The sequence below is a fragment of the Sphingomonas sp. Tas61C01 genome, assembly GCF_052567495.1.
In genome coordinates this window covers 2,215,027-2,240,644 of sequence record NZ_CP199583.1, presented here as the reverse complement: position 1 = coordinate 2,240,644, position 25,618 = coordinate 2,215,027, and the positions used below count along the sequence as shown (strand labels likewise).

The following is a 25,618-nucleotide window of genomic DNA, read 5'->3' as shown; positions in this document are numbered from 1 at the left end:
GTGATGGCGTTCGACGATCTCCGCAACGAGGTGAAGACTACCCCCGGCCTCGGCAAGAGCATGGCGAAATGGGGCGCGCTCGGCTTCGTCGTCGCGATCCCGCTGCCGATCGTCGGCCCGGTTATCGGCGCCGCCGCGGGCATGGGCTATGCCTATTTCAAAGCGAAGAAGCGCGGCATCTGAATGCGGTGCCCGTTCTGCGCGCATGACGACAGCCAGGTAAAGGACAGCCGCCCCACCGAAGACGGGGCGGCGATCCGGCGCCGGCGCCAATGCGAAGGCTGCGCGGCGCGGTTCACGACGTTCGAACGCATCCAGCTCCGCGAGCTGACCGTCCTGAAGAGCGAGGAACGCCGCGAGCCATTCGATCGCGACAAGCTGCTACGCTCGGTGTCGATCGCCGCCCGCAAACGCCCGATCGACGCGCTGCGGCTGGAAAAGCTGGTCAGCGGCATCCAGCGTCAGCTGGAGACGCTGGGCGACTGCGAGGTGACGTCGAAGCGGATCGGCGAACTGGTGATGGACGGGCTGAAGGCGCTCGATTCGGTCGCGTACATCCGCTTCGCGAGCGTGTACCGGGACTTCAGCGAAGCGCGGGACTTCGAGGAATTCGCTGGGGCGGTGCATGAGGTGAAGGGGTAGAACCACGCATCGCGGTTCGGCCTTGGCCCCCTTCCGCTTGCTCCCCAACCGTTCGCCTCGAGTAGCCGTCGAGCTCGTCGAGGCGGCGTATCGAGAGGTCCCCTCTTAGGGCACGCTCTCTCGATACGGGCTCTCGACTTCGCTCGATCCCTACTCGAGACGAACGGGAGGGGGCGGGGTCGTCCCAATATTGGCGGAACAAGCATCCCACGGTAGAGCCCGCCGATGAGCTTCTGGGCCTATATCCTGCGCTGCGCCGACGGCAGCTACTATACCGGCCACACCGACGATCTCGAGCGTCGCATCGGCCAGCATCAGACCGGCGCGATCCCCGGCTATACCCACAGCCGCCGACCCGTCGAATTGATGTGGTCGCAAGATTTCCCGTCGCGGCTGGAGGCGCTGGCCGCCGAGCGGCAGGTAAAGGACTGGTCGCGCAAGAAGAAGGAAGCGCTGTTTCGCGGCGATTGGGAGGCGGTGTCTGCGGCGGCGAAGAAGGGGGACGGTGACCCCGGGCAACTTGCCTCTCGATACGGCGCCTCGACAGGGCTCTCCCGAGCGAAGTCGAGGGGCTCGACGCCTACTCGAGACGAACGGAGTGGGGGTGAGACAGCGGATCAGATCATGACGCCACCCCGTACCCCACCCCCCGTCATCGTCCTCGTCCGCCCGCAACTCGGCGAGAACATCGGCAAGGCAGCGCGGGCGATGCTCAACTTCGGGCTGGTCGAGATGCGGCTGGTGTCGCCGCGCGACGGTTGGCCGAACCCCGCGGCGGGGCCGGCCGCGAGCGGGGCGGACGTGGTGCTCGAACGCGCGGCGGTGTTCGACAGCGTCGAGGCGGCGGTCGCGGATTGCGCACACGTCTACGCGACGACGGTGCGCAAGCGCGGCGTGACCAAGCCGGTGGTCACGCCCGAAGCCGCGGCGCACGCGATCCATGCGGGGCCCGGACGGTCGGCGATCCTGTTCGGGCCCGAGCGCTCGGGGCTCGAAACCGACGACGTGGCACTCGCGCGGACCATCGTGACGGTGCCGATCAACGCCGAGTTCGGGTCGCTCAATCTCGCCCAGGCAGTGATCCTGGTGGCGTATGAATGGTCGAAGTCGATGGGCCTGGCGCAACCGCCCGAGGTGCCGCTGCCCGAACCGGCGCCACAGGAAGAGCTCGACGGCATGATCGCGCAGCTCGATGCGATGCTGGTCGACGCGCATTTCTTCTACCCGCCGGACCGCACCCCGGTGACGCGGCGGACGCTGCGGACGATGCTGACCAAGCCCGGCTGGTCGGCCCAGGAGGTGCGGACGTTCCGGGGGGTGCTGTCGGCGCTTGCCGGGCGGAAGCGGGCGAAGGACTGATCCGTTCGTCCTGAGTAGGGGCTGAGCCTGGCGAAGACCCGTATCGAAGGACAGTGCCTCGAACGCCGATCCTTCGATACGCCGCTTCGACTTCGCTCAGCAGCTACTCAGGACGAACGGGACGGAGAGGCGTCGAATGCCCGCATCTCATACGCGATCGACGCCTCCACCAGCGCGTCCCATAGCGCCGCGACGTCGTCGCCCGGCAGCCCCGCCGCCTCCGCCGCCGTGCGCGCGTTCGCGATCACCTCGGCCTTGCGCCCTTCGTCGCGCACCGCGTCGCGGGACGGCTTGATCCGGGCGGCGGCGTCCATGTACGCGAAGCGGCGGGCGAGCAGCGCGATCAGGTCGCGGTCGACCTGGTCGACGCCGGCGCGGACCTCGGCCATGGTGGTGCAATCGGGTCCGGAGAGGATGGTCATGGCGGCAGCCTCTGGCGGCGTCGGGCTGGCCTGTCCAGCTTGACTTGGCGACCCCTCGCCGCTAGGCGCCCGCGTTCGCAATGGCTCCGCACCCCGGTGAAGCGGCGGCCCTGCCCTCCTGATGGAGCAAGCAGAGCGATACCGGGACCAACGTTGTTCGAATTGCCAAGGATTACATATGTCTAAGCGCCATAGCGCCAAGCACAAGCTCGACCGCCGGATGGGCGAGAACATCTGGGGTCGCCCAAAGAGCCCGGTCAACAAGCGTGAATACGGCCCCGGCCAGCACGGCCAGCGCCGCAAGGGCAAGGTCTCCGATTTCGGCATCCAGCTGCGCGCCAAGCAGAAGCTGAAGGGCTATTACGGCGACGTGACCGAGAAGCAGTTCCGCGCCTGCTACACCGAGGCCGCCCGGATGAAGGGCGATACCGGCCAGAACCTGATCGGCCTGCTCGAGCAGCGGCTCGACATGATCGTCTACCGCGCCAAGTACGCGCCGACGATCTGGGCGGCACGCCAGCTGGTCAGCCACGGCCATGTCCGCGTCAACGGCACCAAGTGCAACATCGCATCGCGCCGCTGCTTCGTCGGCGACGAGGTCACGCTGGGCAAGAAGGCGCAGGAAATGGCGCTGGTGATGGAGGCGCAGAGCCTCGCCGAGCGCGAGATCCCCGATTACGTCGCACCCGACGGCACCGCCAAGGTGACCTTCACCCGCATCCCGTCGCTCGACGAGGTGCCCTATCCGGTGAAGATGGAGCCGAACCTGGTCGTCGAGTTCTACTCGCGCTGATCCGGCTTCGCTTCGGCGAGCGGCAAGAGGGCGGTCCTGCGGGGCCGCCCTTTTTCGTTTGGACAAGCCGCGCGCCGCCCGTCAGAACGCAGCACGAAGGAGCCCACGTCCATGCGCACGATCTTCCTGCCCCTGTTGCTCGCCTCCGCCGCCGCGACCGCGCAAGGCGGGCCGGCACCCGCGATCTCGGTGGACACGCTGAAGACCGTTACCAAGACGCTTTCGTCCGATGAATATGAGGGCCGCGCGCCGACCACGCCCGCGGAGAAGAAGACCGTCGACTATATCGTCGCGCGGATGAAGGCGGCGGGGCTCAAGCCGGGTAACAAGGGCGGCTGGTACCAGGACGTGCCGATGGTGGAGATCGACGCCACCGACGTCAGCCCGGTGCGCTTCGCCGGGGGCAAGACCCCGATCAGCCTCGCCTATCGCACCGACATGGTGCTCGGCACCTACCGCGTGGTGCCCAAGATTTCGATCGCGAACAGCGACGTGGTGTTCGTCGGCTACGGCATCAACGCGCCCGAGCGCGGCTGGAACGACTATGCCGGGGTCGACGTGAAGGGAAAGACCGTCATCATCCTGGTCAACGACCCGGATTGGCGCGAACCCGGCGCGACCGGGCCGTTCGGCGGCCGCGCCATGACCTATTACGGTCGCTGGACCTACAAGTTCGAGGAAGCCGCGCGACAGGGCGCCGCCGCCGCGATCATCGTCCACGATACCGAACCCGCCGCCTATGGCTGGGGCGTGGTGCAATCGTCCTGGACCGGCCCGCAGCTCGAACAGGATACGCCGGGCGGGCACATGGACCAGTCGCAGATGGTCGGCTGGATCCAGAACCCCGCCGCGCAGGCGCTGTTCGCGAGCGCGGGACAGGATCTCGCCAAGCTCTCCGCGGCGGCGGCGGTGAAGGGCTTCAAAGCGGTGCCGCTGGGGCTGAAGGCGAGCGTCGACTTCACCAACAAGATCCGCCGACAGTCATCGAAGAACGTCGTCGGCATCCTGCCCGGCACCAGCCGCGCGGACGAATATGTCCTCTATTCGGCGCATTGGGATCATCTCGGCCGGTGCGACGCGGTGAAGGGCGACGACATCTGCAACGGCGCGGTGGACAACGCCACCGGCGTCGCCGGGCTGATCGCGATCGCAGAAGCCGCGGTGAAGGCGGGTGCCACCCCGCGCAGCCAGGTCTTCCTTGCGGTAACTGCTGAGGAGTCGGGGCTGATCGGCTCCAAATTCTACGCCGAGAACCCGATCTATCCGCTCGCGCAGACCGTCGGCGGGGTCAATATGGACGGGCTGAACGTGGTCGGCAAGGCGAAGGACTTCGTGCTGGTCGGCGCCGGCAAGTCCGAGCTCGAGGATCTCGTCAAGCCGCTGGTGGCGGCGCAGGGCCGCGTGATCGCGAACGAGCCGTCGCCCGAGAAGGGCTCCTATTACCGCTCGGACCATTTCAGCATGGCGCGGCTCGGCGTACCGATGCTGTATGGCGAGAGTGGCGAGGACCTGGTCGTCGGCGGCCGTGCCGCGGGGCATGCGGCGGCGGAGGATTACGTCGTCAACCGCTATCACAAGCCGCAGGACGAATATGACGCGGCGTGGAACTGGGACGGCGCGCTGTCGGACCTGGCGATCTATGCGGGGCTCGGGCACCAGCTCGCGGCCGGGGACACCTGGCCGAACTGGTATCCGACCGCCGAATTCCGCGCGATCCGCGACAAGTCCCGCGCCGGCAAATGACGACGGCCTGTCCCGTCGCCGAATGGGCACGCCACGAGGCGGTGTGGATCGGCTTTCCGAGCCACCCCGAATTGTGGCTCGACGATCTCGCCCCCGCCCGTGCCGAGGTGGTCGCGTTCGCCAGCGCGGTGCATGCGCACGGGCATGGCGAGAAGGTGCTGCTGGTTGCCGCGGACGGCGAGGCGGCGAGCGCTGCGACCAGGCTGGCGCCCTTCGCGGAGATCGTGGTCGAGCCGTTCGGCGACATCTGGTTGCGCGACACCGGGCCGATCCTGTTGCCGCGCAAGCGTGCCGGCGGCTTCGCGTTCAACGGCTGGGGCGGCAAGTACGACCTGCCCGGCGACGACACGATCGCGCGCCGGCTGGCGGAGGGCCGCGGGCGGCACTTCGCGGCGCATCACTGGGTGCTGGAAGGCGGCGCGATCGACGGCGACGGCACCGGCACCGTGATCACCACCGAACAATGCCTGCTCAACCCCAACCGCAATCCGGGGATGAGCAAGGCCGAGATCGAATCGCTGCTCGCCAGCGATCTCGGCTTCACCCGGGTGGTGTGGCTCGGCGAGGGGCTGCTCAACGACCATACCGACGGCCATGTCGACAATCTCGCGCGGTTCGTCGGCGAGGGGCGGGTCGCGATCCCCGAGGCGGCGGAGAACGACCCCAATTGGCAGGTCTACCAGCATGCCCGTCGCGACGCCGAGGCGAGCGGGCTGGAGGTGGTGACGATCCCGTCGCCCGGCCGCGTGCTCCGCGACGACGAGATCGTGCCCGCGAGCTACATGAACTTCTACATCGGCAACGCCGCGGTCGTGGTGCCGGTCTATGGCGCCGCGAACGACGACGCGGCGGTGGCGGCGGTGCAGGCGCTGTTCCCGACCCGCAAGGCGGTTGGGCTGCGCGCCGATTCGATCCTGACCGGCGGCGGCAGCTTCCATTGCATCAGCCAGCAGATACCGGGCTGATCTTCGCGCGCGGCGCGGCTATGGCGCGGAGATGACCGAGATTACCGTCGCCGCGCTGCAGCTGGCGTTCACCCCCGATATCGACGCCAACATCGCGGGCGTCTCGCGGCTGGTCCACGAAGCCGCCGCGCAGGGCGCGCAGGTGATCCTGCCGCCCGAATTGTTCGAAAGCGAATATTTCTGCCGGGTCGAGGACGAATCGCTCTTCGCCAACGCCGCGCCGGTCGGCGAGCACAAGGCGGTGCTGGCGATGCAGGCGCTGGCCGAGGCGCTGAAGGTGACGATCCCGACCAGCTTCTTCGAGGCGGACGGGCCGCACCACTATAACAGCCTGGCGATGATCGGCCCCGATGGCGAGATCCAGGGCGTTTACCGCAAGAGCCACATCCCCGACGGGCCGGGCTATGAGGAGAAATTCTATTTCCGACCCGGAAATACCGGCTTCAAGGTGTGGCCGCACCCCGCCGCGACGCTCGGCGTCGGAGTGTGCTGGGACCAATGGTATCCGGAAACCGCGCGCGCGATGATGCTGATGGGCGCGGAACTGTTGTTCTACCCCACCGCGATCGGCAGCGAGCCGCACGATACCTCGCTCGACACCGCTCGGCTGTGGCGCCGTGCGATGGTCGGGCATGCGGTGTCCAACGTGGTGCCGATCGTCGCCGCCAACCGCATCGGCGTCGAACACGGCCAGACCTTCTACGGGACCAGCTTCATCGCCGACGAACGCGGCGATATCCTCGCCGAACTCGGCCGCGAGGAGGAGGGCGTAATCGTCGCCACGATCGACCTCGCCCGCGTCAAACGCCACCGCGCCGCGTTCGGCTTCTTCCGCGATCGGCGCCCGGACCTGTACGGCCGGCTGGTGGAGGATCGGTAGGGGGGCTAGCCCCTTTCCCTTCGTCATCCCGGACCTGATCCGGGATCCCGATTGGTGGCGTGAATAGCGGGCCCCCGGCTCAAGGCTCTCCTGAGCGAAGTCGAAGGGTCCGGGGTGACGGACGAACTTGCCTAAGCAGCGATCGGGAACCGCAGCATCCGTTGCTCCACCGGGACCAGCGCCTCCGCCCCGCGGCCGACCGCGCGGGTGATCTCCGGGTGATCGACGTCGAGCCCGCCGGTGAGCGAGCCGAAGGCGGGCAGGATCAGCTTGGTCGCGGTGCCGATGAAGCATCGCCGCGCGACCTGCTTGCCGCGCACCCGCAGCCGCAGCTTGGGGTGGAAATGTCCCGACACTTCGCAGCGGCCCTCGCGCGGCGCGGCCTCGTGGCGTAGCACCAGCCCGTCGACCTCGGCCTCCTCGACCACCGATCCGCCGCAGCGATCGACGATGTCGGGATCGTGGTTGCCGGTGATCCACGTCCAGTCGGTGCCGTCGGTCAGCGCGATCAGCATCGCCCGGGCGCGGGCGGGCAGGCGGTCGCAGCCGGCGACGTCGTGGAAGCTGTCGCCCAGGCACCAGACCTCGCGCGCGTCGGTGGCAGCGACCAGCGCGGTCAGATCGGCGAGCGTCGCGATCGAATCGTACGGCGGCAGCATCTGCCCGCCCTTGGCGAACCAGCTCGCCTTTTCGAGGTGGAGATCGGCGACCAGCATCGCACGCCGCGCCGGCCAGAAGACCGCGCCCTGTGCGAGCGCATGAAGCGCATGTCCGCCGAACGAAAAGGGAACCATTCCCGCGCCATGCCGCCGAACCGCACCCGGATCAAGCACGCATCGGGCATCGTCCGTCGGACCGAGTCGTTTGTGCGGTGCAACGCGAATCCGCTTAGCGTCGTCCTGCAATCGTCGTATAGCGGACAGTCCTTTGCTGAAGGGTCCTTCCCGCGCATGTCGCCCGACGTCGAACCGACTGCCGCTTCCCGAACCTCCATCCGTCACCCCGCCTTCGTCGCGCTGTCGATCGGCGCGATCGGCGTGGTGTTCGGCGACATCGGCACCAGCCCGCTCTACGCGTTCCGCGAGGCGCTGGCGCAGTCGAGCGCCGACGGCATCGATCCGTCGGAGATCCTCGGCGTGCTCAGCCTGGCGCTATGGACGCTGACGCTGATCGTCACCGTCAAATACGTCTCCTTCCTGATGCGCGCCGACAATCACGGCGAAGGCGGCGTGCTGGCGCTGACCGCGCTCGCGCGGCGGGTGCTGGGGATGCGCTCGCGGATCGCGATCGTGCTCGGCGCGGCGGGGGCGGCGCTGTTCTACGGCGATGCGATCATCACCCCGGCACTGTCGGTGCTGTCGGCGATGGAAGGGCTGCGGACGATCCCGACCACCGCGCACATCTTCGACGAAGGCACGATCCGGCTGCTGACGATCGCGATCCTGGTCGCGCTGTTCATGATCCAGTCGCGCGGGACCGCGCACGTGTCGCGGCTGTTCGGCCCGGTGTGCATCGTCTGGTTTCTCGCGATCGGCGGGCTCGGGCTGTGGCACATCGCCGACGAGCTATCGATCATGCGCGTGCTGTCGCCGACCTACGGCATCTCGTTCCTGGCGACCCACGGCACCGTCGGTCTGTTCGTGCTCGGCGCGGTGTTCCTGACGGTGACCGGCGCGGAGGCGCTTACCGCCGACATGGGGCATTTCGGCCGCGCCCCGATCCGCGCGGCTTGGTTCCTGCTGGTGTGGCCGGCGCTGGTGCTCAACTATCTGGGGCAGGGCGCCTTCGCGCTGTCGCAGCTGGAGGCCGCGAAGGCGGCGGGGCGACCGTTCAAGAACCAGGACTGGTTCTTCCTGATGGCGCCCGAGGGCATCCGGCCCGCGCTCGTCGTGCTCGCCGGGCTCGCCACGGTCATCGCCAGCCAGGCGGTGATCACCGGCGCCTTTTCGCTGACCCAGCAGGCGGTCCAGCTCGGGCTGTTGCCGCGGCTGCGGATCCGCCAGACATCGGCCGATTTCGTCGGGCAGATGTACCTGCCCGCGATCAACTGGATGTTGCTCGCGGGGGTGCTGGTGCTGGTGGTGCAGTTCAAGAGCTCGTCGGCGATGGCCGCGGCCTACGGCATCGCGGTGACCGGCACGATGGTGGTGACCACCTGCCTCGGCTATCTCGTCGCGCGGCATGTGTGGAACTGGTCGCGCCCGGTCGCGCTCGCCGCGATCCTGCCGTTCCTGCTGCTCGACCTGATCTTCTTCGGCGCCAATCTGGTGCGCGTGATCGAGGGCGGGTGGGTGCCGCTGGTGGTGGCGAGCGCGATCGGGCTGATCATCGCCACATGGGTGCGCGGGCGCAAGATCGTCGGCCTGTTCGAACAGCGCCAGAGCATCCCGCTGACCGATCTCGCCGCCGCGCTCGCCAAGCGCCCGCCCGAGCGGGTCGACGGCAATGCGGTGTTCCTGACCGGCAACCCGCATGCCGCGCCGGGCGCGCTGCTCCACAATCTGAAACACAACAAGGTGCTCCACGCGCGCAACTACGTCCTGAGCGTGCGCACCGCGGATCGGCCGGTGATCGACGAGGAGCACCGCGCGACGGTGGAGCGGGTCGACGACAACTTCACGATCGTGGTGCTGAAATACGGGTTCATGGAATCGCCCGACATCCCGCGCGATCTCGGTCTCGGCGGCAAGTACGAGAAGAAAGGTCTCGATCCGATGCAGACCTCGTTCTTCATCGGCCGCAACACGCTGAAACCCGATGCCGAAAAGGGCATGCCGCCCTGGCAGGATCGCATCTTCATGTTCCTGCAACGCAACGCCAGCGATCCGACCGATTTCCTGCGGATCCCGCCGGGTAAGGTGGTCGAGCTCGGGGAACAGGTGACGGTGTAATTCTTCGGCACTGCTTAAAGCTCGAAGTGATTCTCGTGCTGCATGTGCTCCGCGAAGGCGGGAGCACAGTACTGGGTCCCCGCCTTCGCGGGGACACGTGATTTGGTAGATCGCTTGTTCGTAACCTTCCCAATCGGTCCCGGGATGCCACCACCCATCTCGTCCCGGCCTGCCGAACGCGCTACAAGCGGCGCCGGCGCATCATGCGCCAACGGAGTCTCCGCGTCATGATCATCGCCATCCTCGCCGCCGCGCTCAGCCCACCCGTCGCTGCGGATGCGCGGTGCATCGCGCTGATGAACTTCATGATCGCCAAGGGCACCCCCGAGCAGCAGAACGCCGCACGCACCGGAACGATCTATTTCGTCGGCAAGCTGAAGGGCCGTCAGCCGGGCGTCAACGTCGCCGCGGTGCTGAAGACAGCGGCGGACGAGGCGACCCGCACCAAGATGAACGCGCAGAGCGAGGTCAAAAGGTGCGGCGAGGAAGTCAGCACCGCCGCGAATTCGATGCGCCCCGCCGCTACCCCGCGTAAGCCTTGACCAGGTCGAACAGATAGTCGCGGCCCTCGTACAGGGACTTGATCGAGACGCGTTCATTGAGCCCGTGGATGCCCGACATATCGGCATCGACGAAGATGCCGGGCGCGCCATAGACCGGAATGCCGATCGCCTGGAGGAAGATCCCGTCGGTCGCGCCGGTCGACATGATCGGCACCAGCGGCACGCCCGGGAAATGCTTGGCTGCGATCCTGGTCGCGGGGCCGACGATCTTGGGGTCGAGCGCGGGCGGGATCGCGGTCGGGCGGACCGGCTGGTTGGCGGTGACCGTGACCTTCGCTCCGGCGAGGCGCTTCAGCGTCGCGAGCGTGCCGTCCACCGTCTCGCCAGGGAAGATCCGGCAGTTGACGTTGGCGGTGGCGCGCTGCGGCAGGGCGTTTTCGGCATGGCCGGCGTTCAGCAGCGTCGCGACGCAGGTGGTGCGCAGCGTCGAATGCATCGCCTTGTCGCGGCTGACGATCAGGTCCGCGGCCTTGTCGGTGGGATCGGCGAGCAGGGCGGTGATCGCATTGCCGACGACACCCGGTTGGGACTTGGCGGTGGCGGTGAAGAAGGCGCGGGTGGTGTCGGTGAACTTCACCGGGAAGGAATAGCCGCGCACCGCCTCCAGTCCGTCGGCGAGTTCGTAGATCGCATTGTCCGGCACCGGCTGTGAGCTGTGCCCGCCGGGATTTGTGGCGCTGAAGGTGTAGTTCTGCGCGGCCTTCTCGCCGACCTGCATGGCCAGCACGGTGCGGTTGCCCTTGTCGTCCAGCCGACCCCCGCCGCCTTCGTTCAGCGCGAATTCCGCGGCGACCAGGTCGGGACGTTCCTTGGCGAGATATTGCGCGCCGTTCCACGCGAAGGTCGTCTCCTCGCCGCAGGTCAGCGCCAGCTTGATCGTGCGCCTGGGTGCCGGGCCCGACTGCTTCAGCCGGATCATCGTGTCGGCCCACACCGCGCTCATCGCCTTGTCGTCGAGCGTGCCGCGCGCATAATAATAGCCGCCCTCCTCGATCAGCGTGAACGGATCGCGCACCCAATCCTCGCGCTTGGCCTCCACCACGTCGAGATGGCCGAGCAGCAGCATCGGCTTCAGCGACGCGTTGCTGCCCTTCAGCACCGCGACGATGCCGCCCTCCTTGGGGTGATCGGGCACCGAGAACGGCACCAGGTCGGCGTCCGCGAACCCAGCCGCCTTCAACCGCGCGCCGATCTGCGCCGCGGCTTGCGTGCAGCTGCCGACCGACAGCGTGGTGTTGGTCTCGACCAGCTCCTTGTAGAGCCCGAAGAACGCCTGCTGGTCCGGCCGGGTCTGCGCCGTCGCCGGTGCCGCCAGCAGCATCGCGCCGGTCGCCATCATCCACGCTGCCCGCATCGTCCGTCTCCACCCGTTGAGGGGGAAGTAGAGCGGGTATCGGGGGAGGGCGCAACGGTCGCTTGCGTCACGTCCAGCGGAGGAGCCCCTAATTCCTCCCCTGCCGGGGGGAGGTGGCAGTCGCAGGCTGACGGAGGGGGAGGTAAGCGCGTAGCCCTCCCCTCAAGCGCCGACTCCCGAGACCGACACTCCCATCATCGCCCGCGGAAAGCGGAAGCGGATCTCGCGGTTGGCGAAGTCGATGTTGACGCTGCGGAACAGCCGCAGCACGTCCATGCCGAGCAGCAGCGCGGGCCGGCCGTGCAGGCCGAAGCGGCGGAACGGCGGTGCGTCGGCGAACGCGACGCGGACGTTGGAGAAGCCGACTCCGCCGATGTCGAGCCGGTCGACCGCGAACGCGTTGGTGACCAGCGTACCGCCGGTCGCCGAGGTCATCTCCATCGGCCCGAGCGCTTTCGGGCGCTTGGTGATCGCCGCGAACAGCGCGCTGTTGCCGATCGAGGCGGGGGAGCCGGTGTCGATCACCACCGCGATGCGGATGTTGCGCCAATGCGCGTCGGTGACGATCAGCTGGCCGAACAGCGACTTGGCGACGATCACGATCTCGTCGGGCTCGGCGCGCATCCGCGCGGCATGACGACGCGACGGCCGCAGCTTCATCTGCTTGCGATCGAAATCGATCGCGACGCTGTGGCCCTGCAGCGCATCGATGCCGAGCATCCCGACCGCGCCTAGATGGCGGCTCTGCAGGGCGGGCGCCTGGATCGTCGCCTGCGAGATGGTGCTGACCGACAGCTTCGGTACGATGACGGTGCCGACCGTCGAGGTGCCGGTCATTGCGGTGACGCGCACGTCCGCCCCCGCGGGCAAGCCGAGCACCCCGGCGAGCTCGCGCGACACCACGGTGCGCTCGGCGCCGGTGTCGACGATAAATGCCCAGGGCCCGCGGTCGCCGATCGAGACGGGCACGGTCATCCGGCTGTCCGAATCTCCGAAGGCGAGGGTGGCATCGTCCTCGAGCGGCAACGGCGGCGGTGTCGGCGGCGCAATCACGAGCTGCGCGAGGCCGGGGCCGGACGCGAAAAGCGCCGCGAGCCCAAGCATCATACGCGAGCCTCTCATAACGACGAGGCTGCGCCCGATCCGGCCCTTTGGCAAGCGGTCAATCGATCCGCATCGCTTCCGCCGCCAGCGCCTCCGCCTCGATCAGCAGCGCGTCGTCGGCGGTGCCCGTGGCGACGCGTTCGCGCCCGATCAGCGTCAGCACCGGTACCGCAAGCGGCGTCACCCGATCGAGATCGACGTGCAGCATCGTCTCCGCGGCTCGATCGAGCAGCCCCGCGAGCCGCCCGACATCGGTCATCCGCGCGCGCGCATCGGCCCAGGCGGCCTCGAGCAGCAGATGGGTCGGCTCGTATTTGCGCAGCACGTCGTAGATCAGGTCGGTCGAAAACGTCACCTGCCGCCCGGTCTTCTTCTTGCCAGGATGCTGGCGCTCGACCAGGCCGCCGATCACCGCGACCTCGCGGAACGCGCGCTTCAGCAGGTGCGATTGCTGCACCCAGTCGACGAATTCATGTTCCAGGATGTCGGCGTTGAACAGCGACGCCGGATCGGTGACCTTCTCGATCGAATAGGTCGCGATCGCATAGTCGTTGGCGACGAAGCCCAGCGGCTTGAGGCCCTGGGTCTCCATGCGCCGGGTGATCAGCATGCCGAGCGACTGGTGCGCGTTCCACCCTTCGAAGCTGTACGCGACCATGTAGTTGCGCCCCTCCCGCGGGAAGGTTTCGACCAGCAGCTGGCCGGGCTGCGGCAGCTGCGACCGGCGGCTCTGGAAGTCGAGCCATTCGCGGACGTCGTCGGGAAAGCGCGTCCATTCCGACGGCGTCGCCAGATAGGCGCGGACGCGGTCGGCCAGGCTTGTCGACAGCGGCATCCGCGCGCCGCCATAGGTCGGGATCCGTGCGGGGCGGGACGTGGCGCGGACGATCAGGTCGATCTGGTCGATCTTCATCACCTCCAGGCTCAGCCCGGCGAAGAAGAAGGTGTCCCCATGGCTCAGCTGCGCCGCGAAACTCTCCTCGACCCGGCCGAGATTGCGGCCGTTGTTGAAGCGGACGTCGAGCATCGTCGCCTCGACGATGATCCCCGCGTTGAGCCGATGCTGCGCCACGAAGCGCGGGTGACTGACCCGCCACGTCCCGTCGGGATCCTGGGTCAGCCGCTTGAACCGATCATAGGCCTTCAGCGAATAGCCACCGTCGCGGATGAAGCCGAGCACCCGATCGAACGTCTCGTCGGCCAGCGCCGAATAGGGCAGCGCCGAGCGGATCTCGTCGAGCAGGTCGGCCTGCGCGAACGGCGCCGCGCAGGCGCACGCCATCACATGCTGCGCCAGTACGTCGAGCGCGCCGGGGCGGAAGATGTCGGGGTCGAGCTCGCCGGCCTCGACCGCGTCCAGGGCGGCGCGTGCCTCGAGATATTCGAACCGGTTGCCCGGCACCACGATCGCCTCGGACGATTCGTCGAGCCGGTGGTTGGCGCGCCCGATCCGTTGCAGCAGCCGCGACGATCCCTTGGGCGCGCCCATCTGGATCACGCAATCGACGTCGCCCCAGTCGACCCCCAGATCGAGGCTCGCGGTCGCGACCAGCGCGCGCAGCCGCCCGTCCGCCATCGCGCCCTCGACCTTGCGTCGCGCCTCGCGTGCCAGGCTGCCGTGATGCACCCCAATCGGCAGGCTCATCGCATTGACCTTCCAAAGGTCCTGGAAGATCAGCTCGGCGAGACTGCGGGTGTTGCAGAACACGATCGTGGTCTTGTGGGTCTCGATCTCCGCCATCACCTGTTCGGCGGCATAGCGTCCCGAATGTCCCATCCACGGCACCCGTCCGTCGGGCAGCAGGATCGCGATATTGGGCTCGGCGCCTGCCTCGCCCTTCACCAGCGCGACCTCGTCGATGTCGCCGTCGGGCGCCAGCCAGGCGCGATAGCCATCGGGGTCCGCCACCGTCGCCGACAGCGCGACGCGGCGCATCGCCGGCGCGATCCGCTGCAGCCGGGCCATGCACAGCGACAGCAAGTCGCCGCGCTTGCCGGTCGCGAAGGCATGGACCTCGTCGACGACCATCGTCCGCAGCCCGGCGAACATCGTCGCGCTATCGGGATAGCTCAGCAGCAGCGACAAGGATTCGGGCGTGGTGAGCAGGATCTGCGGCGGCTTGATCCGCTGCCGCGCCTTGCGGTCGCTCGGGGTATCGCCGGTGCGCGTCTCGACGCGGATGTCGACGCCCATCTCCTCGATCGGCGCCATCAGGTTGCGCTGGATATCGACCGCGAGCGCCTTCAGCGGCGAGACGTAGAGCGTGTGCAGGCCGGGCGTGGGCGCCTCGAGCAACTCGACCAGCGTCGGCAGGAACCCCGCCAGCGTCTTGCCCGCGCCGGTCGTCGCGACCAGCAGCGCGTGGCGCCCGGCGCGTGCCTGCTCGAGCATCTCCAGCTGGTGCCGCCGCGGCTGCCAGCCGCGCGCGTCGAACCAGTCGGAGAGCCGCGTCGGCAGCTCTTGCGTCAAGGCGCGCTCGCCGGGCGCAGGGTCAGCGCGGTTCGCGAGCGGCGTCCTCCGCGGCCTGTTCATCGCGCACCCGCTTGGTCGCGGCCTCGGTCTCCGCGCGCGACACGCGGCTGTTCTTGTTGAGGAACCGCCCCGCGACCAGCGCCAGCAGCAGCAGGAGCGGGCCGGCGATGATCACGAACCCCCAGAGAGTAGCCATAGCAATTACCTTGTTTCGACTCCTCCATTGCAACGAGCGTCGGAATGGTTCGATCCCGCACCGGGTGGGAACCCTGCCGGTCGCCATCCATATAGTCAGGATGGCAAAACTCGGCGACTGGTTAGAGCCGCATCCGCACGGCATCCTCGTCAAGCCCGCGGACGCCTGGATCGACCCGTCGATCCCGAGCGCGCGGGCGCTGGTGACCCACGGCCACGCCGATCACGCGCGCGGCGGCCACGAGGCGGTGTGGGCGACCCCCGAGACGCTGGCGATCATGGACGCACGTTATGGCGAGCAGGCGGGCATCCCGGTGGCGTATGGCGAGACGGTGCGGGTCGGGGAGGTCGATGTCGGTTTCGTCCCCGCCGGGCATGTGCTCGGCTCCGCGCAGATCGTGCTCGACTATCGCGGCGAGCGCGTGGTGGTGTCGGGCGATTACAAGCGCCGCGCCGACCCGACCTGCGCGCCGTTCGAACCCGTCAAATGCGACGTCTTCGTCACCGAAGCGACCTTCGGCCTGCCGGTGTTCCGCCATCCGGAGACCGGCGACGAGATCGACAAGCTGCTCGCCGCGCTCCACGCCAACCCGACGCGGTGCGTGCTGGTCGGCGCCTATGCGCTCGGCAAGGCGCAGCGGGTGATCGCCGAACTCCGCGATCGCGGGCACGAGGCACCGATCTACATCCACGGTGCGCTGCAACGGCTGTGCGACCTCTATGCCGATCACGGCGTCCGCCTCGGCGAGCTGATCCCGGCGACCGGCGTCCCGAAGGCGGAGATCGCCGGCCATGTCGTGATGGCGCCACCCGGCGCGCTCAACGATCGCTGGTCCCGGCGCTTGCCCGATCCGATCACCGCGATGGCCAGCGGCTGGATGCGCGTCCGCCAGCGCGCCCGGCAGAAGAACGTCGAACTGCCGCTGATCCTCAGCGACCACGCCGACTGGGACGAACTGATCGACACCCTGACCGAGATCGCTCCCCGCGAAGTTTGGGTCACCCACGGCCGCGAGGACGCGCTGGTCCACTGGTGCATGACCCGCCAGATCAAGGCCCGCGCGCTGGCGCTGGTTGGCTTCGAGGACGAGGATGACTGAGGGTATGGGTTCGAAGCGGGGCCCCGGGTCAAGCCCGGGGTGACGGCGTTGTGGGGCAGCGTCCGCTACCGACCTTCCGTCACCCGGGCTTGACCCGGGGTCCCGCTACTTCGCGGCGGCGCCGATCAACATTGGCGCCCTACGCGCCCTCCAGCGCTCGGCTGCGGCGGCGCTGCACCGAGCTGCCGATCCCCAACGACTCGCGATATTTCGCCACCGTCCGCCGCGCGATGTCGAAGCCGCGGGCGTTGAGGAGTTCGACCAGGGTGTCGTCGGACAGGATCTTCGCGCCCTCGGTGTCGATCAGCGACTTGATCGCGCTCTTAACGGCCTGCGCCGACACGGCGTCGCCGCCGTCGGCGGACTGGATCGCGGAGGTGAAGAAGTATTTCAGCTCGTAGAGCCCGCGCGCGCAGCTGAGATATTTGTTCGAAGTGACGCGGCTGACGGTGGATTCGTGCATCTCGATCGCGTCGGCGACCTGGCGTAGCGTCAGCGGGCGCAGATGCGCGACGCCGTGGAGGAAGAATCCCTCCTGCTGCTTCACGATCTCGGTCGCGACCTTGATGATGGTGCGCTGGCGCTGGTCGAGCGCCTTCACCAGCCAGTTGGCGCTGGCGAGCGCCTCCGACAGCCACGCCTTGGACGACTTGTCCTGCGGGCCGTGGCTCAGTTCGTGATAATAGCTGCGGTTGACGAGCACCCGCGGCAGTGTCGCGGAATTGACCTCGATCGCCCAGCCGGCCTTGGTGCGGGCGACGAACAGGTCGGGGGTCACCGCCTGCGCGGGTTCGCCGCCATAGCGGCAGCCGGGTTTGGGATCGTAGCTGCGCAGCTCGCGGATCATGTCCGCCATGTCCTCGTCGTCTACCCCGCACATCCGCTTCAGCCGGGCGAGGTCGCCGCGTGCGAGCAGGTCGAGATTGTCGATCAGCCGCGCCATGCACGGATCGTAGCGGTCGGCTTCCCGCGCCTGGAGCGCGAGGCATTCGGCGAGGTCGCGGGCGCCGACCCCGGTCGGGTCGAGCGTCTGGATCGTGTCGAGCACCGCTTCGACCCGGACGAGCGGCACGCCCAGCCGGGTCGCGATGTCGAGCAGCGAGGCGGTCAGGTATCCCGCCTCGTCGATCTGGTCAATCAGGTGCTGCGCCACGAACCAGTCGGGGCCGTCGATCACCGCGCCGGCCTGGGCGAGCAGGTGATCCGCCAGGCTTGCCGCGCCGCTCGCGAAGCTGTCGAGATCGGGCGCCTCGCCGCTCCCCGCGCCCGCGGCGCCGCCGGTCATCGACAGGCCGCCGTCGAAGCCGCCGCCGCCATCGGCGACGCTGTCCTGCTGGTGGCTTTCGGTGGCGTAGTCGAGGTCGAGCGGTTCGGCGGCGGCGGCGCCGCTGACCAGTTCGTCGGCGCCCGCGGGATCGGGCGCCTCGGCGCGTTCGGGGCGGACGACCTCGTCGGTCGATGCGGCCTCCAGCAGCGGGTTGCGCTCGATTTCCTCGGCGATGAAGCCTTCGATCTCGAGGTTGGACAGCGCCAGCAGCTTGATCGCCTGCTGGAGCTGGGGCGTCATCACCAGCGATTGCGACTGGCGCAGGTCGAGGCGCGGCGCGAGGCTCATGGGCTACAGCGAGAAACCCTCGCCGAGGTAGAGCCGGCGGACATTGGCGTCGGCGACGAGCTCGGCGGGCGACCCGCTGAACAGCACGCGGCCGTCATAGATGATGTAGGCCCGGTCGACGATGTCGAGCGTCTCGCGGACATTGTGATCGGTGATCAGCACGCCGATGTCGCGGCGCTTCAGGTCCTTCACCAGATCGCGGATGTCGGCGATCGAGATCGGATCGATGCCCGCGAAGGGTTCGTCGAGCAGCATGATCGACGGTTCGGCGGCGAGCGCGCGCGCGATCTCGGCACGGCGCCGCTCGCCGCCCGACAGCGCCATCGCGGGGGAGGCGCGCAGCTTGGTGAGGCCGAACTCGCCGAGCAGCGTGTCGAGCTTGCGCTGCCGCGCCGCCTTGTCGGGCTCCGACAGTTCGAGCACGGTGAGGATGTTCTTCTCGATCGACAGCCCGCGGAAGATCGAGGTTTCCTGCGGCAGATAGCCCAGGCCGAGGATCGCGCGGCGGTACATCGGCAGACCGGTGATGTCGTCGCCGTCGAGCATGATCCGCCCGGAATCGGGCTTCACCAGCCCCATCACCGAATAGAAGCACGTCGTCTTGCCCGCACCGTTCGGGCCGAGCAGCCCGACCACTTCGCCGCGGCCGACCGAGACCGAGACGTCGGTCAGCACGCTGCGTTTGTCGTACGACTTCGCGATCGACACGACCTGGAGCCCGTTCGAGATCGGTGCCTCGATGATCGGTTCCGGCGTCGGCAGCGTGGGCAGGATATCGGCGTCCATCGACTATTCGCCTCGCAGCAAGTGGTTACCGAACGACTAACGCAGGCCCGGTTGGCAGGAATCATGCATGACCGGACGCCCGAGGGAAAGCCCGCGCGCGGCGAACGTCGACCGTCATGCGGTCAGTTGCGCTTGGGCACCGAGAAGGTGCCGGTCACCCGGCCCCCGCCGCCCTGGACGACGCCGCCCGGAACGCCGCTGCCCTTGCTGCCGCCCGCGACCGACGATCCGTCGATCACCGCGCGCCCGGTATCCATGTTCATCGTCAGCCGGCCGCCGTTGACGGTGTTGCCGCCCTGGGTCAGCGTCACCGCGCCCAGCATCGTCACGACGCGGCGGTTGAGATCGTAGATCGCATATTGGCTGCGTGCGGTCTGGTCCGGCCGGCGTACCGTGACCCCGCCCGACGCATCGAGCCGCGAGACCTGCGGGCTGCCGCCGACCACCTGGCCGGTATAGCTGACCGTCATCCGCGCGGCGTTGAGCGTCATGTCGCCCTGCTTGACCGCGACGTTGCCCGCCAGCACCGCGCGATTGGCCTTGTCCTGCAGTTCGATATGGTCCGCGCCGAAATCGATCGGTGCCGACGAATCGTGGCGCTGCTGCGCGATGGCAGGCGCGGCCGCGAGGCAGAGGGCGATGAACGCGGGGGCGGAGGTCGAGCGCATGGCGCCTATTTCGTCCGGCGGGGGACGAACCGCAAGCGCGCATTGCCGTCGAGCGTGACGGTGCGGCCTTCCAGATCGGCGTGGAGCTTGTCGGCGCTGAACCGGCCTTGCGGCACCGTGCCGGTCACCGCGCCGCCGCTGACCATCGTCCGCGCCTTCATGTCGATGGTCGCGTCGTTGGTCTTGAGGTCGTAACCGTTGGCGGCGGTGAAATTCAGCGGGCCGTCGAGCTGCACCTTCTCGGTGTCCATGTCGTAGCGGCCGGTATTGGCGGCGATCTTGGCGGGGCCGTCGCTCAACTGGAGCTGCGCGGCGAGCGCGTTGAGGTGGACGATCGGCTCGGCCGAGCTCTGCTGGATCGCGGAGCCGGCATCGAGCGTGAACGGCTGGCCCTTCGAATCCTGCCCGCGATACTGCGCGGCGCGGATCTTCAGCCGCTCGCGCGCGACCTCTACCTTGTTCTTGTCGAGCACGAACGACACGTCGCCCGCCGCGGTCAGCGGTGCCATCACCAGGAACGCCGCAAGCACGCCGATCCCGGTCGGCAGCGCGATCCGGGCGATCGTCACCAGCCGATCGTGGCTGCTGCCAGGCGACGCCCAGATCTGCCGCGCGGTGCGTGCCGGGCGCCGGGCGTCAGACATGCGCGAAGATGTCGGTTTCGGGCCAACCGGCGAGATCGAGCGCGGCGCGGTGTGGCAGGAAATCGAAGCACGCCTGTGCCAGCGCCATCCGCCCCTCGCGGACCAGCCGCCGGTCGAGCTCGGCCTGGAGGCGGTGGAGGAATCGTACGTCAGACGCGGCGTAATCCTTCTGCGCGTCGCTCAGCTCGGGTCCGCCCCAGTCGGACGATTGCTGCTGCTTCGACAGTTCCTGGCCGAGCAGCTCGCGCACCAGCTCCTTCAGTCCGTGGCGATCGGTGTACGTCCGCACCAACCGCGACGCGATCTTGGTGCAATAGACCGGCGCCGCGACGATGCCGAGATAATGCTGGAGCGCGGCGATATCGAATCGGCCGAAATGATAGAGCTTCACCCGATCCGGATCGGCGAGCAGTGCCTTCAGATTGGGCGCGGCATAGTCGCTGCCGGGATTGAAGCGGACGAGATGCTCGTCCGCGCCGCCGTCGGAGAGCTGGACGACGCACAGCCGGTCGCGTGGGGTGATCAGGCCCATCGTCTCGGTATCGACGGCGATCGAGGCACCGGGGGCGAAGACGCCTGCGGGGATGTCCTCCTCATGGAAATATACGGTCATGGGCGCGCCCTACGCGGCATTGGCCGCATGCTCAATGCCGCGGGGGCAATTCGCGCGACGCAGGGGAATGGGACGGCCATTCGGGTGGGGCGCACCGGCTGTGCCGTCTTGGCAACGCTTCGGCAAGTATTGGCGCAGCGGGTACAGCGATTACGACGAATTTACATGCAGCCACTTGTTTTCTGCGCTATGGCGTTTCTCAAGGCGCAAAAGGTTTCGCGCCCGAAGGCTCGTGTTCGTCGTCCGGCGCCCGGGTCCTTGGCTGGATGGATCGCGGGCGAAGTCGGGAAGACGAACAGGGTTATGGGTTTCGATAAAGGTGGCCGCGGCAATCGTGGCGGGCGTGGTCGCGACAAGCGCGACAGCTTTGGTGGCGGCGACGATTTCGGCGGCGGCAGCAGCTTCGGTGGCGGCGGCTTCGGCGGTGATCGCGGCGGCTTCGGCGGCGGCGGCGGCAGCAGCTATGGCGGCGGCGGCGGAAATTACGGCGGCGGCGGCGGTGGTGATCGCGGTGGCTTCGGCGGCGGCGGCGGTGGCGGTGGTTACCGCGGCGGTGGCGGTGGCGGCGGCTTCAGTGGCGGCGGCGGTGGCGGCGGTGGCCGCGGCATGCCCCCCCAGGTCGTCGGCGAGGGCACCGGTGTCGTCAAGTTCTTCAACGCGCAGAAAGGCTTCGGCTTCGTCGTTCGCGATGACGGCGGCGAGGACGTGTTCGTCCACATCAGCGCGGTCGAGCAGGCCGGCATGGCGGGCCTCGCCGAGGGTCAGCCGCTCGGCTTCACCCTCGTCGATCGCGGCGGCCGCATCTCGGCGACCGAGCTGAAGATCGACGGCGAGCCGATGCCGGTCACCGACCGCGGCCCGCCGCGCGACCGTGACGCAGCGGCACCGGGTGGCCCCCGTGGCGGCGCCGGCGCTGGCGCGGGTGCAGGTGGCGCGCAGCGTCAGCTGACCGGTGAAAAGGCGACGGGTACGGTAAAGTTCTTCAACGCCATGAAGGGCTTCGGCTTCATCCAGCGCGACGACGGCCAGCCCGATGCGTTCGTCCACATCTCCGCGGTCGAGCGTGCCGGCATGTCGACCCTCAACGAGGGCGACCGGCTCGAGTTCGAGCTCGAGGTCGATCGCCGTGGCAAGTACGCCGCGGTGAACCTCCAGGCATCCAGCTGATCCGCGACCCGGTCCGATGACGGCCGGGACGTGGAGTGCGATAGCGGCCGGTCTCGCCCTCGTGGCGGGGCCGGCCGTGTCGTCTCCGCCGCAGGCGGCGCCGGTCGCGCCGGCACCCGTCGTGGCGGTGGACGCCCCGGTGCCGCTGCTGCCGGTGCGGATCGTGGCGCGCTACCCGCACGATCCTGCCGCCTTCACCGAAGGACTGATCTGGCACGGCGGTGCGCTCTACGAGAGCGTCGGGCGCGAAGGCCAATCCGAGGTACGCCGCGTCCGGCTCGCCGACGGCAAGGTGACCGCGCGCGCGACGATCGACGCCGCGCAGTTCGGCGAAGGGCTGGCGGCATGGCGCGACGAGCTGGTCACGCTGACCTGGCACGACGGTATCGCCTATCGCTGGGACGCGCGGACGCTGAAGGCAAGGGGGCGGCTGCGCTACACCGGCGAGGGTTGGGGGCTGGCAACCACGGCCGACGGGCTGGTGCGATCCGACGGCACCGCGACGCTGCGCTTCGTCGACCCCAGGACGTTCACGGATCGCCGCAAGGTGACGGTGACGCTGCGCGGCAAGCCGCTGGCGCAGATCAACGAGCTAGAGGTGGTGCACGGCGCGATCCTGGCGAACGTGTGGCACACCAGCTTCCTGGTACGGATCGATCCCACGACCGGACGGGTGACCGGCATCGTCGACCTCCGCCCCTTGGTCGCCGAGATTGCCGCGACCGATCCGGAGGCGGTGGCGAACGGCATCGCCTACGACGCGGCGGCGGACCGCCTTTTCGTGACGGGCAAGCTGTGGCCGACGCTGTACGAGGTGAAGATCGGCGCACCGATCGCGCCCTGAACTCCTTCTCGCGAAGCGGGGGGAGGGGGACCGCGCCCACTGGGCGTGGTGGAGGGGGCGGTGCCGTTGGAGAGGTCCGGAGTTACCTCCCCCTCCGTCACGGCTCCGCCGCGCCACCTCCCCCTGGCGGGGGAGGAGTTAGGCCCTCCCTCGCGAAGCGGGGGAGGGGGACCGCGCCCGCAGGGCGTGGTGGAGGGGGCGGTGCCGCAGGAGAGGTCCGGAGTTACCGCTCCCTCCGTCAACGCTTAGCGCTCGCACTTCCTGGCAGAGGAGGAGTACGAGTCGCTACGGTCGACAGCCCCCGCCGCTATGCTTTAGCGCACGTCGGAACCATCACCGGGGATCGTCCGTGAAATCAGCCATCTTCGCCGTCTCCCTGTTCGCCGTCACCGCCCCTGCCCCTGCGCAAAAGCCGGCGACGGACCAGGCCCCCCGCCCCGACCAGCGCGCTTTCCGCGAACTGTTCCGCGAGCTGGTCGAAACCGACACCTCGGTCGCGACCGGCAGCTGCACGCTGGCGGCGGAGAAGATCGCCGGCCACCTCAAACAGGCGGGCTTCGCCGACGACCAGATCACGCTGTTCAAGGACGACAAGTTCCCGCTCGACGGCGGCATCGTCGCGGTGCTGCCGGGCAGCGTGGCCGCGGCCAAGCCGATGCTGCTGCTCGGCCATCTCGACGTGGTCAATGCTCGGCGCGAGGATTGGACCCGCGATCCGTTCAAGTTCATCGAGGAGGACGGCTATTTCTACGGCCGCGGCACTTCCGACATGAAGGTGCTGGTCGCGATCTGGGTCGATACGCTCATCCGCTTCAAACAGCAGGGCTATCGGCCAAAGCGCACGATCAAGCTCGCGCTGACCTGCGGTGAGGAATCCGGCGCGCGGATGAACGGCGTCCAGTGGCTCGCCGAAAATCGCACGGCACTGATCGCCGCCGCGTTCGCGCTCAACGAGGGCGGCGGCGGCGACACCGATGGCAAGGGCAAGCTCGTCACCCAGACGATGCAGGTCGGCGAGAAATCGAACCGCAATTTCGAGATCCAGGCGACAAACCCCGGCGGACACAGCTCGATCCCCGTGGACGACAATGCGATCTATGAACTCGGCGATGCGCTCGCCCGGGTCCGCGCCTACAAGTTTCCGGTGCGCTTCAACGACACCACGCGCGCCTTCTTCCGCCAGGCGGGGGCCGCGCGGACCGACGATCTCGGTCGCGCGATGGTACGCCTCGCCGCCGATCCCGGCGACAAGGCCGCCGAAGCGATCGTGGTGCGCGACCGGAGCTATAATTCGATGCTGCGCACCACCTGCGTGGCGACGCTGATCGAGGGCGGCCACGCCGCCAACGCGCTGCCGCAGCGCGCCAAGGCGAACGTCAATTGCCGGATCGCGCCGGGCGAGGATGCCGATACTACCCGCGCCGCGCTCGAACGCGCGATCGGCGATGCGGGCATGACGGTGACGCTCACGGGTCGGCTGCGCCCGGTCGCGGTGACGCCGCCGCTATCGCCGATGATCGTCAAGCCCGCCGAGCGGCTGGTGGCGCGCTACTTCCCCGGCGTGCCGCTGATCCCGACGATGAGCACCGGTGCGACCGATGCGACCTATCTCGCGCCGATCGGCATCCCCACCTATGGCGTGCCAGGGCCCTGGGGCGACCCCGACGGCAACGGCGCCCACGGGCTGAACGAGCGGCACGCGGTCCGCTCCGCCTATGTCGGGCGCGATTTTCTCTTCGACCTGGTGAAGGCTTATGCAGATGAGTGACACGAAATGCGGGCTGGTGGCCGTCGTCGGCGCGCCCAATGCGGGCAAGTCGACGCTGGTCAATGCGCTGGTCGGCCAGAAGGTCGCGATCGTCAGCCCCAAGGCGCAGACCACGCGCACCCGGCTGATGGGCGTCGCGATCGAGGGCGACACCCAGCTGCTGCTGGTCGACACGCCGGGGATCTTCGAACCCAAGCGTCGGCTGGACCGCGCGATGGTCGCCGCGGCATGGGGCGGCGCCGAGGGTGCCGATCTGCTGGTGCTGGTGGTCGACGGCAAGGGCGGACTGGGCAGCAAGGTGACCGACATCGTCGAATCGCTGAAGGATCGCCCCGAGCCGAAGCACCTGGTGCTCAACAAGGTCGACCTCGCCGACAAGGCCAAGCTGCTCGTTCACGCCGAACGGCTGAATGCGCTGGCAACGTTCGACGATACCTGGTTCGTCAGCGCGCAGACCGGCGACGGACTGGCCGAGCTGAAGCGCGCCTTCGCGGCGAGGATGCCTGCGGGGCCGTGGCATTTTCCCGAGGATCAGGTGTCCGACGCCACCGAACGCGCGCTCGCGTCCGAGGTGACGCGTGAGCAGCTATATCTCCAACTGCACGCCGAACTGCCTTATGCGAGCACGATCGAGACCGAGAAATACGAGGAGCGCGCGGACGGGTCGGTCGAGATCCACCAGCAGATCCTGGTCGAGCGCCCCACCCAACGCGCGATCGTGCTCGGCAAGGGCGGGGTCCGCATCAAGGAGATCGGCAACCGCGCGCGGACCGAGCTGGCGTCGATCATGGGCCGGCCGGTGCACCTCTACCTGCACGTGAAGGTGAAACCCGGCTGGGACGAGGACCGCGAGACCTATCGCGGGATCGGGCTCGACTGGGTGGAGTGAGGGGAACTCGTCGCGCCGAGCCTGATTACGTCTAATCGCCCCCAACACGTACCTGCTTGTGTCCCCGCGAAGGCGGGGACCCAGTACTGGGCTCCCGCCTCCGCGGGAGCACAAAGGACGTCGGGCTCGTGGCGATCATA

The 25,618-nt window shown here is 68.4% G+C and carries 25 protein-coding genes; 14 read left to right on the top strand and 11 right to left on the bottom strand.

Going from position 1 to position 25,618, the window contains the following annotated elements; genetic code table 11:
- Positions 1 to 3: 3 nt before the first annotated feature.
- The 3 genes from ACT009_RS10405 (at position 4) to ACT009_RS10395 (ending at position 2,001) form a co-directional block, all read left to right on the top strand.
- Entirely contained in the window at positions 4 to 183 is a 180-nt protein-coding gene (locus ACT009_RS10405; protein ID WP_445191018.1) for a hypothetical protein, read from the top strand.
- Entirely contained in the window at positions 184 to 642 is a 459-nt protein-coding gene (gene nrdR / locus ACT009_RS10400; RefSeq protein WP_445191017.1) for a transcriptional regulator NrdR, read from the top strand.
- 225 nt (positions 643 to 867) lie between these two features.
- Positions 868 to 2,001, top strand: a complete 1,134-nt coding sequence (locus ACT009_RS10395) for a TrmH family RNA methyltransferase (protein ID WP_445191016.1) — start codon at positions 868 to 870, stop codon at positions 1,999 to 2,001.
- 107 nt (positions 2,002 to 2,108) lie between these two features.
- Here the strand turns inward: ACT009_RS10395 and ACT009_RS10390 are convergent, their stop codons facing one another.
- Positions 2,109 to 2,423 (bottom strand): chorismate mutase, encoded by a 315-nt coding sequence (locus tag ACT009_RS10390; RefSeq protein WP_445191015.1) that lies wholly within the window; start codon positions 2,421 to 2,423, stop codon positions 2,109 to 2,111.
- A 178-nt stretch (positions 2,424 to 2,601) separates the two neighbouring features.
- Here ACT009_RS10390 and rpsD point away from each other — a divergent pair, with 178 nt between their 5' ends.
- The 4 genes from rpsD to aguB all read left to right on the top strand — a co-directional run bounded on the left by rpsD (position 2,602) and on the right by aguB (position 6,804).
- Positions 2,602 to 3,216: a 30S ribosomal protein S4 gene (gene rpsD, locus ACT009_RS10385; protein ID WP_375419849.1), complete on the top strand. Its 615-nt coding sequence runs from the start codon at positions 2,602 to 2,604 to the stop codon at positions 3,214 to 3,216.
- A 111-nt stretch (positions 3,217 to 3,327) separates the two neighbouring features.
- Positions 3,328 to 4,959, top strand: coding sequence for a M28 family metallopeptidase (locus ACT009_RS10380; RefSeq protein WP_445191014.1), 1,632 nt, complete (start codon positions 3,328 to 3,330; stop codon positions 4,957 to 4,959).
- Positions 4,956 to 5,924, top strand: a complete 969-nt coding sequence (locus ACT009_RS10375) for an agmatine deiminase family protein (RefSeq protein ID WP_445191013.1) — start codon at positions 4,956 to 4,958, stop codon at positions 5,922 to 5,924. Before ACT009_RS10380 ends, ACT009_RS10375 begins: the two co-directional genes overlap by 4 nt.
- A gap of 31 nt (positions 5,925 to 5,955) precedes the next feature.
- Positions 5,956 to 6,804 carry an N-carbamoylputrescine amidase gene (aguB, locus tag ACT009_RS10370; RefSeq protein ID WP_445191012.1) on the top strand — a complete coding sequence of 283 codons (849 nt, stop codon included), beginning with the start codon at positions 5,956 to 5,958 and terminating at the stop codon, positions 6,802 to 6,804.
- A gap of 131 nt (positions 6,805 to 6,935) precedes the next feature.
- On the opposite strand, the gene pdeM is transcribed toward aguB, so the two are convergent.
- Positions 6,936 to 7,598 carry a ligase-associated DNA damage response endonuclease PdeM gene (gene pdeM / locus ACT009_RS10365; RefSeq protein ID WP_445194061.1) on the bottom strand — a complete coding sequence of 221 codons (663 nt, stop codon included), beginning with the start codon at positions 7,596 to 7,598 and terminating at the stop codon, positions 6,936 to 6,938.
- A gap of 156 nt (positions 7,599 to 7,754) precedes the next feature.
- Here pdeM and ACT009_RS10360 point away from each other — a divergent pair, with 156 nt between their 5' ends.
- Positions 7,755 to 9,695, top strand: coding sequence for a potassium transporter Kup (locus tag ACT009_RS10360; protein WP_445191011.1), 1,941 nt, complete (start codon positions 7,755 to 7,757; stop codon positions 9,693 to 9,695).
- 227 nt (positions 9,696 to 9,922) lie between these two features.
- Positions 9,923 to 10,237: a hypothetical protein gene (locus ACT009_RS10355; protein WP_445191010.1), complete on the top strand. Its 315-nt coding sequence runs from the start codon at positions 9,923 to 9,925 to the stop codon at positions 10,235 to 10,237.
- On the opposite strand, the gene ACT009_RS10350 is transcribed toward ACT009_RS10355, so the two are convergent.
- The 4 genes from ACT009_RS10350 to ACT009_RS10335 all read right to left on the bottom strand — a co-directional run bounded on the left by ACT009_RS10350 (position 10,218) and on the right by ACT009_RS10335 (position 15,385).
- Positions 10,218 to 11,612 carry a M20/M25/M40 family metallo-hydrolase gene (locus ACT009_RS10350; protein ID WP_445191009.1) on the bottom strand — a complete coding sequence of 465 codons (1,395 nt, stop codon included), beginning with the start codon at positions 11,610 to 11,612 and terminating at the stop codon, positions 10,218 to 10,220. The two genes, ACT009_RS10355 and ACT009_RS10350, sit on opposite strands and share 20 nt — an antisense overlap.
- Positions 11,613 to 11,774: 162 nt before the next feature.
- Complete coding sequence (locus ACT009_RS10345) at positions 11,775 to 12,719, bottom strand: aspartyl protease family protein (protein ID WP_445191008.1); 945 nt, start codon at positions 12,717 to 12,719, stop codon at positions 11,775 to 11,777.
- Positions 12,720 to 12,774: 55 nt separating this feature from the next.
- Positions 12,775 to 15,249, bottom strand: coding sequence for a ligase-associated DNA damage response DEXH box helicase (locus ACT009_RS10340; RefSeq protein WP_445191007.1), 2,475 nt, complete (start codon positions 15,247 to 15,249; stop codon positions 12,775 to 12,777).
- On the bottom strand, positions 15,209 to 15,385 hold the full coding sequence (locus ACT009_RS10335; RefSeq protein ID WP_445191006.1) for a hypothetical protein: 177 nt from the start codon (positions 15,383 to 15,385) through the stop codon (positions 15,209 to 15,211). Before ACT009_RS10335 ends, ACT009_RS10340 begins: the two co-directional genes overlap by 41 nt.
- A 100-nt stretch (positions 15,386 to 15,485) precedes the next feature.
- On the opposite strand from ACT009_RS10335, the gene ACT009_RS10330 reads away from it, so the two are divergent.
- Positions 15,486 to 16,484 (top strand): ligase-associated DNA damage response exonuclease, encoded by a 999-nt coding sequence (locus tag ACT009_RS10330; protein ID WP_445191005.1) that lies wholly within the window; start codon positions 15,486 to 15,488, stop codon positions 16,482 to 16,484.
- Between the two features lie 139 nt (positions 16,485 to 16,623).
- Here the strand turns inward: ACT009_RS10330 and rpoN are convergent, their stop codons facing one another.
- The 5 genes from rpoN to ACT009_RS10305 form a co-directional block, all read right to left on the bottom strand.
- Positions 16,624 to 18,099, bottom strand: coding sequence for an RNA polymerase factor sigma-54 (gene rpoN / locus ACT009_RS10325; protein WP_445191004.1), 1,476 nt, complete (start codon positions 18,097 to 18,099; stop codon positions 16,624 to 16,626).
- Between the two features lie 3 nt (positions 18,100 to 18,102).
- The gene (gene lptB / locus ACT009_RS10320; RefSeq protein ID WP_445191003.1) at positions 18,103 to 18,885 is read right to left on the bottom strand and encodes an LPS export ABC transporter ATP-binding protein; all 783 of its coding nucleotides are present in this window, start codon (positions 18,883 to 18,885) and stop codon (positions 18,103 to 18,105) included.
- Positions 18,886 to 19,007: 122 nt separating this feature from the next.
- The gene (locus ACT009_RS10315; RefSeq protein WP_445191002.1) at positions 19,008 to 19,553 is read right to left on the bottom strand and encodes an LptA/OstA family protein; all 546 of its coding nucleotides are present in this window, start codon (positions 19,551 to 19,553) and stop codon (positions 19,008 to 19,010) included.
- A gap of 5 nt (positions 19,554 to 19,558) precedes the next feature.
- Positions 19,559 to 20,197, bottom strand: coding sequence for an LPS export ABC transporter periplasmic protein LptC (gene lptC / locus ACT009_RS10310; protein WP_445191001.1), 639 nt, complete (start codon positions 20,195 to 20,197; stop codon positions 19,559 to 19,561).
- Positions 20,190 to 20,810, bottom strand: coding sequence for a ribonuclease D (locus ACT009_RS10305; RefSeq protein ID WP_445191000.1), 621 nt, complete (start codon positions 20,808 to 20,810; stop codon positions 20,190 to 20,192). Before ACT009_RS10305 ends, lptC begins: the two co-directional genes overlap by 8 nt.
- Positions 20,811 to 21,113: 303 nt before the next feature.
- Here ACT009_RS10305 and ACT009_RS10300 point away from each other — a divergent pair, with 303 nt between their 5' ends.
- From ACT009_RS10300 to era, 4 genes are all read left to right on the top strand, one after another.
- The gene (locus tag ACT009_RS10300) at positions 21,114 to 21,977 is read left to right on the top strand and encodes a cold-shock protein (RefSeq protein WP_445190999.1); all 864 of its coding nucleotides are present in this window, start codon (positions 21,114 to 21,116) and stop codon (positions 21,975 to 21,977) included.
- A gap of 76 nt (positions 21,978 to 22,053) precedes the next feature.
- Entirely contained in the window at positions 22,054 to 22,821 is a 768-nt protein-coding gene (locus ACT009_RS10295; protein WP_445190998.1) for a glutaminyl-peptide cyclotransferase, read from the top strand.
- 349 nt (positions 22,822 to 23,170) lie between these two features.
- Entirely contained in the window at positions 23,171 to 24,589 is a 1,419-nt protein-coding gene (locus tag ACT009_RS10290) for a M20/M25/M40 family metallo-hydrolase (protein ID WP_445190997.1), read from the top strand.
- A complete protein-coding gene (gene era, locus ACT009_RS10285) occupies positions 24,582 to 25,478 on the top strand; it encodes a GTPase Era (RefSeq protein ID WP_445190996.1) in 897 nt (298 codons plus the stop codon). The genes ACT009_RS10290 and era overlap by 8 nt, the downstream gene beginning before the upstream one ends.
- The last annotated feature ends 140 nt before the right edge of the window (positions 25,479 to 25,618 follow it).